Raw genomic sequence first — 11,372 nt, 5'->3', positions numbered from 1 at the left:
TTTTGCCACCAAACCGGAAGGGCGATTTGCTACAGTATGGGCATGGAAACAGACCCTTGTTTCTGAAAACATTATAACTGGTTGAACCAAAAAGGAGATCAAAATGTTCAAAAATCGTTTTCTTATTGTTCTTGGGGTTCTCTCCCTGTTATTGGTCGCGATGGTGATTTCATCCCCACTCTCCAATACGCCAACATCAATTGAGCGCGGTCGAGACGCTGATGCCGCACGCTATAGGTCGATGGCAGAGTACTACGTGATGTTGGAGGAACCCGCATTTCAACGCAGCCGGGCCGCGGATGCGGCGCGTTGGACAGCAATGGCGGAACGCTATCAAAGCGTGGGAGAACCTCAAAATCTTCTGCGCGGTCGATCCGCCGATGCAGCCCGCTGGACGGCGATGGCCAATTATTATCTGCAAGTGGTTGGAAAATAGAGACGGTTCGCTCCATTCGGTTCGCTGATTGAGACGTACCTTCTAGACTCAGTTTCTTCCCAATCAAATGTCAGACCCTGCACTGGAGTTTAACCAGTGCAGGGTCTGAAAAAAACATTCTTCATATGGCAGATCGGGGCAAAAAATAAAAGGGAATCACCTGATGCAGGGGCATCATCATCCCATGGCCACAGCCATTGCCCAAGCGAATCCTAAATTGCGATGACCACATTGCCTTTCTTGTAACCGCCTTCCACGTACCTGTGTGCCTCCGCCGCCTGCTCCATCGGGAAAGATTTATCAAGGCTGGCTTTTATCTTCCCTTCTTCCACCAGTTTTTTGACGAATGCCAGGCTATCGGGGGTCTCATTCGCAAAGGCGCAAATGACCTTTTGTTTGCTGCCTGTGAGTGATGTCCACAGCATATCGAGCAGTGCTTTCATCTTGAAGCTGGATAAGAGGTAAATTCCATTTGGCTTGAGTGAGCGCCTGACCTGCGAAAACGAACTTTTGCCGAGGACGTCGAAGATCAGGTCGTAGGTCTCGGCGTTCTGGGTGAAGTTCTCTTTGGTGTAGTCAATAACCTTCTCCGCGCCGAGGGATTTGACGAATTCCAATCGCGGTGTGCTGCACACGCCTGTCACTTCCGCTCCGTAATATTTGGCAAGTTGGACAGCCATCGAGCCGATTCCGCCCGAGGCGCCGTTGATGAGGACTTTCTGACCGCGTTGGAGGTTTGCCTTCCCAAGCAGACTCGTCGCCATGATCGCCCCGTAGGGCAGGGTGGCTGCCTCCTCATAACTGAGTTTGGACGGTTTGAGCGCCACAGACCCAGACTCGGGGATGCAGACGTACTCAGCATTGGCTCCCATGCTCATGCCAAGATAGGCAAAGACCTGGTCGCCCGCTTTGAATTTCGTCACGTCCTTGCCAACCGCTTCGACCTTCCCGGCCAGTTCGCTGCCCAGAACGGTGATATTGGGTTTGCCAAGACCAAAGGCGATCTTCGCAGGGAGCCAGAGGAAGAACGGCATGTTGAATTTGCGCGGGGAGACGGCCTTGAAATTTCGCGCCATTAAATCTCCGAAGTTGACAGAGGCCGCATACACCCTGACCAAAATTTCATTGTCCTTTGGCGTGGGCTTTTCCATTTCTTTGAGATGCAGGACATCGGGTGTTCCATATTCTGTGCGTACGATTGCTTTCATTCTGTTCTTTCCTTTCGTCATTTTCATTTAGTATAGGTCTCGATCTCATCTGCCGGGCGCATTACGCCGCAACGGGGATGAGTGCATCTGACTTTACGGTTCTCACACCGACGATGAGCAAGTACAGCACCATCCAGAGTTCAAAGACCCAGATCGGAATGCTCACATAGCCCTCGATTACTGTCCACAAGTCTGGAGCCAGGAATGCCGCGAGCAGTTTCACGTGATAGCAGACACAGACTGTGATAAGCGCCGCGCCCAGCGCCTTGGGGAAAATGCCTGACTTGTAGACAAGATACCCCAGCGGAACCAGCCACAGTCCCATGAAGACCGAAGAGGCGAGACCACCGTAGCGCTGGGTGTCGAGCAGCATTTGCACCAGGGCATCCGCTCCCCCGGCGCCCAGGGCTGCCGCATAAGAACTATCGGTTGCGACCCGCATACCCTCGAATGCGAAGACGTCATTGAGGCTGACGATTCCGGCGCCAATTGCGACGAATATCACCATTGCGCTCGCGGCGTCCTGATGCACGTGCTTGAGCAGACGGTAGAGAGTAAAGGCGAGGAAGACCCAGGCTGTCACCATGACAAAGTCGGAGACGACAGCTATTCGGATTACCCCTGCCTTCGCGACGACATTCGCAGTCGTGGTTGCCGCGTCGTCAGTAACGTACAACCCGTTGAACACTTTATAGGGAAATGCGGCGAAGATGGCGACAAGCAAGTACAGGATGCCGGCAATTCTTGCAATGCTTTTGGGCGAATTCATGTTAGTTTCTCCTTTTTATGACATCTTGTTTGGGTTTCTGAGCAGCAATACAATTCCCAGCCAGATGAACCAGATAATTTGTCCCAGCCCAAAGACGCCGGTGAAGCCAGTCAATGCAGGGATGATCGTAATGATGCCCACCGCGCCAACGAACAAGCCGAGGATGTTCAGCCCTTTGGGAAGTCCGCCGGATCGCAATGCGCCAATGCTGACCAGCAGTGTCCACACGCCACCGAGGATTTCGCCGTTGGCATTACCCAGCCCATTTGCTACGGCTTCGATTCCTTGAAAGGTCAACACAGCCTGGGAAGGGTCTTTGGAATGGAGGGCTACAACGGTTGCAAGCCCCGCATTTGCGACCATGCCGCTGGCAATGAGCGAACTAGCCCAAATGATTCCAATCACGGTCCCCACTTGCATGAGCGCGGACGCGCCGGATTTGATGCGGTCGTACAGAGCCAGTGACAGGACAATCAGCGCAAAGCCGAAGCAGACGTACATGAGCAGGTTGGTCGAGAAGATGACCGACTTTTTTTCGACGTTCAACGCGAGCTTTTGAGCCGGGTCGGTGATGCTGAGATAGTCCAAGATGACGAGAAAGATGACAATTCCGATCAGGTGACTGATCGCCATGTACAGAGCGGCGATGCCACCGGATTTCTGTAATGTTCTCATGTTTATCTCCTTTTATTCTTTACTCTCTACCACACAAATGTCGTTACGAGGGTTTCCTCCCCGAAGAACCCTCTGTTTTGGCGAGGAGATTGCTTCGCACACTTGCCCTGCGTGATGTGCAGGGAAGTGCGCTCGCAATGATATAGATAGGTCATGCTTCGGCATTGCGCCAGGTCCATGCGAACCCGATGATGAGCAACAGACACAGGGTCTCGACGCTGGCGATGAAGATGTAGTGGGAGTATGACGCCATGCCGCCCCAGATATAGGCTATGGTGACGAGACCCGCAACAATATTGACCCAGCGATTGATCCCGTATTTCAACACGCGGGACAAGACGATCATGGCAATTCCGATCTGCCCCATGACCGCGCCGACCAGCATCAATTGGGGAATGGATGCGCCAGAGCTGGCAGCGGTTTTCGCCACTTCTTCCGCCGCGCCAGGGATGAAGAGCGAGAGGATATCCGCTTTCAACATGTTGACCATGACCGCGATCCACAGGGTCGAGAGCAGGACTTTCGTATCGAACTTTTTAATGGATTTCATTTTTGTTTCTCCTTGTTTTGATCGAACTTGATTTATCGAGACCAATGGCATTCCGAGGTCGCGAACTTTTTTGAGCAATCCGTGCAGGGCTGACTGATCCGCTACAGGTCCGGAAAGAAGCGTGTTGCCATCCTCTTCCAGCGTGATGGTCAGTCCTTCGAATCGATCCCCCCAGTGAGCGTCAAGGTGTCCCTGGAGACGGATCTCGTACTGCTGGACGGTTGGGGTCGGCTTATCAATCATTTGTCGCCTTGTGTTTGATCTGCCCCAAGATACTATTGGATGTGGTGAGACGTCATCACCACATGATGTGATTGAGATGGTGATTGCAGGAAACAAAAAACTCCAGCAGGTGAGGCTGGAGTTGGATTGGGAAAGTTTCAGAGGTCTAGAATATTTCGAGTTCTTGGGCGCGGCGGACGGCTGCCCGGCGGCTATTGACCCCCAGTTTGTTGAAAATGCTCTTTGTATGGGTGCGCAAAGTGTTGAGCGACACAACCAATCGTTCAGCGATCTCGGGTCCGCTCAGTTCGCTGCGGAGCAATTTAAGCACTTCCAGTTCGCGTTCGCTCAGAGGCTCAACTATTTTTGATTTACGATTTTGGATTTTGGATTGGGTGATAGCTTCCTGGGATTGGGGGAAAGTAGCCAGAAGTTTATTTACATATTCAAGAAGTGCAGGGTGTTCTCTTTTTTCATGGGTCGATTTGAAATCCGAAATCAACAAACGCATGGCTTCGCCTTCATCCACAAAAATGCGCACATAGCCTTCCGGTTCAGCGAGCCTAAGGGCACGTTCCAGCGGAGTGAGGGCGCGCGGCGGATCGTCCTGGGCTTGATAAGCGAGCGCTTGTAGAATCAGGATTTCGATCACGCTTCCGTTCCGCCCTCCAGCCTCGGCGGCTTGCTGGAGGCGTTCCAGCAATCCCAATGCTGTGTGAAGATCGGCATCCACCTTGTTGGCTTTGTAACGAGCGATAAGCGCCCGAGCCAGCGCGAGATGCTCGAACTCGCGCCTATAGCTCAACTCGTCCTCTGGGGACAGGTTCTGTTCGCGCGCCCAGGAAAAAGCTTCGATCAATCGCCCCTGCCTGATCCATATCCGCGCTTTCAATGCTGAAATCGGAGGATCGGGCAGCGGATTCTGGACGTATTGCCTCTCCGCCTCCTCCAAGCAAGCAAGGGCTTGAGTCAGGTCACCTTGGGACGCTTTCAGGCGCGATTGCGCAGTACATAACCGCTGGGACCAGCCGGTTGTCGCGCCTTTTTCGCCCATTTGCCGAGCTGTCAACAAAGATTGTTCCGCGGCTTCCAGATCGTTTTGCTCACAGAGCAGTTCACTCAGACCTCGGTGCAGATCAGATACGCTAATAAAGAACGGCATACCGCGATTCGCAGCAAGTTGCAGTGACTGCTGATAAGCAATGACAGCCTCTCGAAGGCGGCCCTGAACCAGCTTGATATTTGCCAGGGCGAACGTGATGCCGATGGCGCTGGCAACGTCATTGACCTGCCACATCATCGCCTGAAACTTGAGGAGGTCCCGTTCTGCCTCCTGCAAATCGCCGCTGGCGTATTCCGCCAGCGCGAGCAGGGCAGTGGCTTGCGTGTGATAAGGTGTGGTTACATCAGGAGCGAGAGACAGTGTTTGACGGGCATGCATTTTTGTAGCGGGGATATCGCCCAAAGCCAGGGCGCGATAGGTACGGGCGGCAGAGATCGAGGCGGGCAACGACCGAAATTCTTTTTCGTCCACCACGATCATCCTTGACGATGAATTCTCTGCGGATTCCAGCCATCGTTCGGCATCCAGAAGGCGGGACTCGCTCGCCTCCAATTCGCCGGTTCCCAACAGCGCCCAGGCATAGCCTACGCAGATCACCGGATGGGCGCGGACAATTTCATCGGGCAAAGACCTCACCCACTTGAGCCAGGTGTCATATTGATATGTGCTGTCCTTCTCCCGCCAGACGCGTTCTATTAAGCCTGCCGCGTGTTCTAACTCTTTGGCAGCCAGGGCATGAGGGATGGCAGCGTCGGTCAGATCATTCTGCTCGAACCAAATGCTTGCCCGCCGATGCAACGTGGACACTTGATCGGGCTGCTCCTGCCGCAGGTACGATTGCAAAACCTCCGCGAAGAGATGATGATAGCGATACCATTGGCGTTGGTCATCCAGAGGAACGAGGAAGAGGTTGCTGTATTCCAGCGCGGAAAGCATTTCTTTGCCGTCCTGCCGTTCTGTGACCGCGTTGCACAACGACGCGCAAAATCGGTCGAGAATGGAAGTATGCAGCAGGAAGTTACGAGCCGATTCTGGCTGGCGCTGAAGTACTTCTTCCACCAAATAATCCAACACAAAACGATTGCTGCCGGTAAAGGCGCGGATGAAACCAGTGATATCCTCCCGTCCCTGCAAGGAGAGCGCCGCCAATTGCAAGCCGGCGATCCATCCTTCGGTTCGAGACTCCAATGCGGCTACATCTTTATCGGAGAGGTTCAACCCCATCATCCGGTTGAGAAACTCAGCGGCTTCGGCAGGGGTAAACCGCAAATCCGCGGCGCGCAGTTCGGTGAGTTGACCTCGCGCACGCAATCGCGCCAAAGGCAGGGATGGGTCCTCGCGCGTAGCAATGATCAGACGCATCTGCGGCGGTGGGTGCTCGACAAGAAATGAAAGGATTTCGTCAACCGGCTTGGAATCGATCACATGGTAATCGTCCAGGACAAAAAGGAACTCGTTCAGGGATGTTGCGATTTCATTCAGCAGCGCCGTCAGAATCGCTTCAGTGGAAGGTGGCTGACGGGATTGGAGCGCCGCCAGTAAACTTTCGCCAATTCCCGTATGTATAGTTTGTAATGCCGTTATCAGGTAGGAGATGAAGCGTACTGGGTCGTTATCCCCTTCGTCCAGCGAGAGCCATGCGACTGGGAGTCCGCTCTGGGCGACCCATTCACTGACCAAAGTGGTCTTGCCAAATCCGGCGGAAGCGGAGACGAGGGTCAACTTGTGAACTGAATGGAGACCATCATTCAATTGTTCGATCAGGCGTGGACGGGGAACAGTGCCGGGTCGTGGCGGGGGGATGTATAGCTTCGTTGCCAGGATCGGTGCGGGCATAGCTTGATTATAATGCTGCAACCTCCACCTTCCGATTTGTGATGATGCCGCCGTGACAACTGCCTTTATCAAGTATTCAAACTGGAAACTCGATCGAACTAACCGCAAGATTCATTGTGGCGGCAAAATCGTCTTTATTTGGTACGGTTTTTTCCCCGTCAACCCAGAAAAACATACTATAAATGAGTCTATGTTTATAAATTGATGAAGTTCTTGTATAAATTGCCTGCAAATATATAGAATATGAGGATGTTCACTCGAAAGTTAGATTACCCCCCCCATAATGGACTGTTCAAACTAGCAACCGAGTCAAGCAAAATGGGCGTCTATAACGTCAGCATGTTATGGACAAAAGCCAAACACTTTTTATTGGTTTTCGCCAAGCTAATGTAACGAACCCGGGTCGCTCTTGCCAATATCCTTTAGCAACAGCTCCGATTCTGCTCCCAAGCCTGGAGGTTGCGAAATTGCCTCACCTCCCCGACGCGCATGACCGCGTTGCAGAGCTAACTCTACTTTCCCAGCAAATCATTCACCAAGTTGACCGCGCGACTGGCGTCGAGGGCGAAACCATCGGCTTCGATCTGTTGGGCATAGGTCTCAGTGACGGGTGCGCCGCCGACTATCACCTTGATATCCCTTCGCAAACCTGCAGCATCCAGCGCATCAAGGGTCGTTTTCATGGAGGGCATGGTGGTGGTCAACAATGCGGACATGCCAATCACGTCCGGCTTAAGTTCCATCGCCTTCTTCACAAATTCCTCAGCGGGGACGTCCACCCCCAGATCTATGATCTCGTAGCCTGCGCCTTCCAGCATCAGCCCGACCAGATTTTTCCCGATATCATGCAGGTCGCCTTTGACTGTACCCATCACCACCCTGCCACTCGATTTCTTCTCCGCTTGTTGCAAATGCGGTTTCAGGATTGCCATTCCGCTTTGCATGGCGCGCGCCGCGATCAACATCTCAGGCACGTAATATTCCCCCGCCTCAAAGCGAACTCCCACTTCGCGCATTGCCGCGATCATGCCGTCGTTCAGGATGATGTTTGGATCCAACTCTGCATCCAACGCAGACTGCACGTTGGCTTTCACGCCTTCAAAATTTCCTTCTAACACCGCCTCGAATAAATTCTGTAAAACCTGTTCCATCTTCATTCTCCTTATCAGTTTAGTCCAATTCAGCCAGGACTGCCTTCATGTATTTTTCGATTTCCGCGGCGGTGCCAAGGGACATGGCTTGATTGGCGATCTCTCGCGCTTTGTCGTCGGTCAATTTGCCAATCAGGTGTTTGGCTTCGGGGATGGCACGCGGGTTCATGCTGAACTCGTCCAAGCCGAAGCCGAGCAGGATCGGGATGGCTTTGGTCATGCCCGCCAGTTCGCCGCACATGCCCACCCATTTCCCTTTGGCATGACCGGCTTCGATGGTCTGCCGGATGAGGCGCAGCACGGCGGGATGCAATGGCTGGAAGAGATTCGCCACTTTCGCATTGCCGCGATCCACTGCCAGCGTATATTGCGTCAGGTCGTTGGTACCGAGACTGAAAAAATCCGAGGCTTCGGCGAGCACATCCACCAGCACCGCGGCAGCGGGAGTCTCGACCATGATGCCCACGGGGATGTCCGCGGCAAATTCAACGGAGGCAGACTTGAGGCCCCGCTTGACCGCTTCGACTACATCACGCGCGCGCCGCAGTTCGTCCAAATCCGAAACCATGGGGAACATGATGCGGGCGCGATGTCCTGTGGCGGCGCGCAGAATGGCGCGGATCTGAGTCTTGAAAAGTTCCGGCTCATCCAGGCTGATGCGGATCGCGCGCCAGCCCAGAAACGGATTCAACTCGTCGGGGAAGGGCAGGTAGGAGGGCGGCTTGTCACCTCCTATATCCAGCGTGCGGACGATGACGGGGCGACCGGACATCACTTCAAAGATTTCGCGATAGATGCGGAATTGTTTTTCCTCGCTTGGAGGCTGGGTGTCTTCGAGGTAGAGAAATTCCGTGCGGAGCAGACCGATGCCCTCCGCGCCATGTTCGATGGCATCTCGGGCGGAGGCGGCCTCTCCCACGTTCGCGGCAACTTCCACGCGACGACCTTCCACGGTGCGGGCATATTTCAACGCGGCGGATTTGAGGATTTGCAGCTGTGACTCGCGCTGCGACTTGATCTGTTTGCAGCGCGTGATTGTTTCCTGATTTGGCTCAAGGATCATTTCGCCCGAACGACCATCCATCACGATGAACGCGCCGTTGGAAACGTGATCGAGCAGACCGTTCCCCATGCCGACAATCGCGGGCAGACCCAGCGTGCGAGCCAGGATCGCGCTGTGCGAAGTCAATCCGCCCTGGGCAGTGATGAAGCCGAGGGTCAACGATGGATTGAGGCTGGCGGTGTCGGAGGGGGTAAGGTCCTCCGCCAGGATAATGGACGGTTCACTGACCGCGCCCAAGGCTGTATCCGGCAACCCCAGCAGGATTCGCAGCACGCGGCGACCGACGTCCTTCACGTCCAGAGCGCGCGCCGCGAAAAGTTCGTCGTTGACACTGGCGAGCAGGTCGGCGAGTTCGTCTGTGGCGTTAACCAATGCCTGCTCGGCGGTTTGACCGATCTCCACGAATTCACGGATTTTCCCCTCCAGTGCGGGATCGTAGAGCATTTCCTGGTGAGCCACGAAAATGGACGCTTCCTCTTTGCCTGCCCTTTTTTCGATGGAATCATACAAGCCCTGCAATTCGACGCGCGCGCGTTCACGCGCGGCATCGAAACGTGCCAACTCTTCCTCCGCACTTCCAGCGGCGCGGACCGGGACCGTCAATTCCGCCGGGATGTAACAAAAGACCGGACCGATGGCGATGCCGTCGCTGGCGGGGATGCCCTTGAAACTCTTTTCTGTCATAATACTTTTGTCTCTTCACACGAAATCAAGTCTCGCCGAAATTGCTTTCGATGAGGGATTTCAACGCCTCCAGCGCGGATTCTGCATTTGCGCCCTCGGTCTGGATGAGGATTTCATGGTCCTTCATGACGCCGAGGGTCAACACCATGATAATGCTTTTGGCGTCCACAAATTTGCCGTTCGTCGTCAGGTTTCTCACCTTAATGGTGGAGGAAAATTTGGAGGCGGTTTGCACGAATAATGCGGCGGGACGCGCGTGCAAGCCCACTTTGTGTTTTACTTGTATTGTAGCTTCAGGCATGGTGAATCTATGCTCCTCAAAGGAATGATTGCGTAAAAATCTTTATCTGCTACTCTCCGCGATTGCAGGAAAGCCTGGCACTTAATACAAAAGCATGGACGGCGACTCAAGCCCGGTCACCAGGTCGGACAGGAAGCGCGCCGCGACGATGCCGTCAATCACGCGGTGGTCGGCGGAGAGGGTGAGCGACAGCACCGGTCGGACTTCGATGCGGTCGTTTTCGTCCACCACCATGGGTGTCCGCACGATGCTCCCGACAGCGAGGATGGCGCTCTCCGGTGGGTTGATCACAGCGCGGAATTGGCGGATGCCGAACATACCGAGGTTGGAAATGGTGAACGTGCCGCCATGTACATCCTCCAATTTCAGTTTGTTATCCCGCGCCCGGTCTGTCAGTTCGGTCAGACGCAGGTTGATCTCGCTGACGCCCAATTTGTCCCCGCTTTTGAGCACCGGCACGATCAAGCCTTGCGGCGCGGCGGTGGCGACGCCGATGTTCACGTCTTTCCACAGGGAAATCGAATCGCCGTTGAATGAAGCGTTGAGGTATGGGTTGCGAACCAGCGTCCACGCCACGACCTTGATGATTAGCGCCGTGAGGGTGACGCGCGGTTGCCCCAACTTTTCGGCTTGCGCGTTGAATCGCTTGCGGACGTTTTCCGCTTCGGTCATGTCCACATCCACGGTCAGGGCGATGTGTGGCGACTCCTGGAAACTTTGCTGCATCCGCTCGGCAATCGTGCGGCGGATGCCCGTCAACGGGATGACCTCCGCCTCGCGCTCGTGGATGACGGGTGCAGGGATCGGTTTCGCCATCTCCGACACATCGGCGGATTGCACGCGTCCACGCGGACCCGAGCCCGCCACTGTTTCGAGGGCGATTCCACTCTCGCGCGCGACGCGGCGGGCGGCGGGCGTGGCGGCGACGGTCACGCGCCCAACCGGTTTTTTACTCGCGAGGAATCGTTCCACGTCTTCGCGTGTGATACGCTCACCCGTCGCGGAAACTTTGGAGAGGTCCACGCCTTCTTCTTTTGCCATGCGCAGCGCGACCGGTGTGGCAAGGATGGAAGCGGCTGAGGCGGCGTTCACGGTTTGGGGAACAGGAGCAGCCGCTGGCTTGGGAAGAGGCGAGGGCACGTCAGCCATTGAAGGTAAATCTGCAAGCGTCTCACCTTCCTTCAAAATATAGGCGATGACCTTAGTCACTGGAACCACGTCGCCGTCCTTGAACAGGATGCGAGCGAGAGTCCCAGTGGCGGGTGCGGGGACATCAATCGCCACTTTTTCAGTTTCCACGGTCAGCACGGTTTCATCGAACTTGATGAAGTCACCCTCTTTTTTGGACCATGTGATGATGGTGGCTTTTTCCTGGTCCATGTCAAACTTAGGCATGATGAATGGGATGGGCATG

General features: G+C 54.7%; 9 protein-coding genes and 1 pseudogene. 1 reads left to right on the top strand and 9 read right to left on the bottom strand.

Annotation, left to right across the window (positions count from 1 at the left end; all coding sequences use genetic code 11):
* Positions 1–103 precede the first annotated feature (103 nt).
* Complete coding sequence (locus HS100_04645) at positions 104–436, top strand: hypothetical protein (GenBank protein ID MBE7433180.1); 333 nt, start codon at positions 104–106, stop codon at positions 434–436.
* Positions 437–648: 212 nt separating this feature from the next.
* Here the strand turns inward: HS100_04645 and HS100_04640 are convergent, their stop codons facing one another.
* The 9 genes and pseudogenes from HS100_04640 to HS100_04600 form a co-directional block, all read right to left on the bottom strand.
* Positions 649–1,644 (bottom strand): NAD(P)-dependent alcohol dehydrogenase, encoded by a 996-nt coding sequence (locus tag HS100_04640; GenBank protein ID MBE7433179.1) that lies wholly within the window; start codon positions 1,642–1,644, stop codon positions 649–651.
* 61 nt (positions 1,645–1,705) lie between these two features.
* Entirely contained in the window at positions 1,706–2,413 is a 708-nt protein-coding gene (locus HS100_04635; protein MBE7433178.1) for a DUF4386 domain-containing protein, read from the bottom strand.
* 15 nt (positions 2,414–2,428) lie between these two features.
* Positions 2,429–3,088, bottom strand: a complete 660-nt coding sequence (locus tag HS100_04630; GenBank protein MBE7433177.1) for a DUF4386 family protein — start codon at positions 3,086–3,088, stop codon at positions 2,429–2,431.
* A gap of 583 nt (positions 3,089–3,671) precedes the next feature.
* Positions 3,672–3,881 (bottom strand): annotated as a pseudogene (locus HS100_04625) (hypothetical protein).
* A 145-nt stretch (positions 3,882–4,026) separates the two neighbouring features.
* The gene (locus tag HS100_04620) at positions 4,027–6,759 is read right to left on the bottom strand and encodes a helix-turn-helix transcriptional regulator (protein MBE7433176.1); all 2,733 of its coding nucleotides are present in this window, start codon (positions 6,757–6,759) and stop codon (positions 4,027–4,029) included.
* 512 nt (positions 6,760–7,271) lie between these two features.
* On the bottom strand, positions 7,272–7,910 hold the full coding sequence (locus HS100_04615) for a corrinoid protein (GenBank protein MBE7433175.1): 639 nt from the start codon (positions 7,908–7,910) through the stop codon (positions 7,272–7,274).
* Positions 7,911–7,929: 19 nt separating this feature from the next.
* Positions 7,930–9,657, bottom strand: coding sequence for a phosphoenolpyruvate--protein phosphotransferase (gene ptsP, locus HS100_04610; GenBank protein MBE7433174.1), 1,728 nt, complete (start codon positions 9,655–9,657; stop codon positions 7,930–7,932).
* Between the two features lie 25 nt (positions 9,658–9,682).
* On the bottom strand, positions 9,683–9,958 hold the full coding sequence (locus HS100_04605; protein MBE7433173.1) for an HPr family phosphocarrier protein: 276 nt from the start codon (positions 9,956–9,958) through the stop codon (positions 9,683–9,685).
* Between the two features lie 81 nt (positions 9,959–10,039).
* The gene (locus HS100_04600; protein MBE7433172.1) at positions 10,040–11,353 is read right to left on the bottom strand and encodes a 2-oxo acid dehydrogenase subunit E2; all 1,314 of its coding nucleotides are present in this window, start codon (positions 11,351–11,353) and stop codon (positions 10,040–10,042) included.
* Between the last annotated feature and the right edge of the window lie 19 nt (positions 11,354–11,372).

The sequence above is a fragment of the Anaerolineales bacterium genome (genome assembly GCA_015075725.1).
Lineage (GTDB): Bacteria > Chloroflexota > Anaerolineae > Anaerolineales > Villigracilaceae > Villigracilis.
This window is presented reverse-complemented; position numbering and strand designations above follow the sequence as displayed.

What these genes read in the sequence shown, in the direction of transcription:
- HS100_04605 (MBE7433173.1), bottom strand. Translation starts at nt 9,958, where the DNA reads ATGCCTGAAGCTACAATACAAGTAAAACACAAAGTGGGCTTGCACGCG.
- HS100_04615 (MBE7433175.1), bottom strand. Translation starts at nt 7,910, where the DNA reads ATGGAACAGGTTTTACAGAATTTATTCGAGGCGGTGTTAGAAGGAAAT.
- HS100_04645 (MBE7433180.1), top strand. Translation starts at nt 104, where the DNA reads ATGTTCAAAAATCGTTTTCTTATTGTTCTTGGGGTTCTCTCCCTGTTA.
- HS100_04600 (MBE7433172.1), bottom strand. Translation starts at nt 11,353, where the DNA reads ATGCCTAAGTTTGACATGGACCAGGAAAAAGCCACCATCATCACATGG.
- HS100_04640 (MBE7433179.1), bottom strand. Translation starts at nt 1,644, where the DNA reads ATGAAAGCAATCGTACGCACAGAATATGGAACACCCGATGTCCTGCAT.
- HS100_04620 (MBE7433176.1), bottom strand. Translation starts at nt 6,759, where the DNA reads ATGCCCGCACCGATCCTGGCAACGAAGCTATACATCCCCCCGCCACGA.
- HS100_04630 (MBE7433177.1), bottom strand. Translation starts at nt 3,088, where the DNA reads ATGAGAACATTACAGAAATCCGGTGGCATCGCCGCTCTGTACATGGCG.
- ptsP (MBE7433174.1), bottom strand. Translation starts at nt 9,657, where the DNA reads ATGACAGAAAAGAGTTTCAAGGGCATCCCCGCCAGCGACGGCATCGCC.
- HS100_04635 (MBE7433178.1), bottom strand. Translation starts at nt 2,413, where the DNA reads ATGAATTCGCCCAAAAGCATTGCAAGAATTGCCGGCATCCTGTACTTG.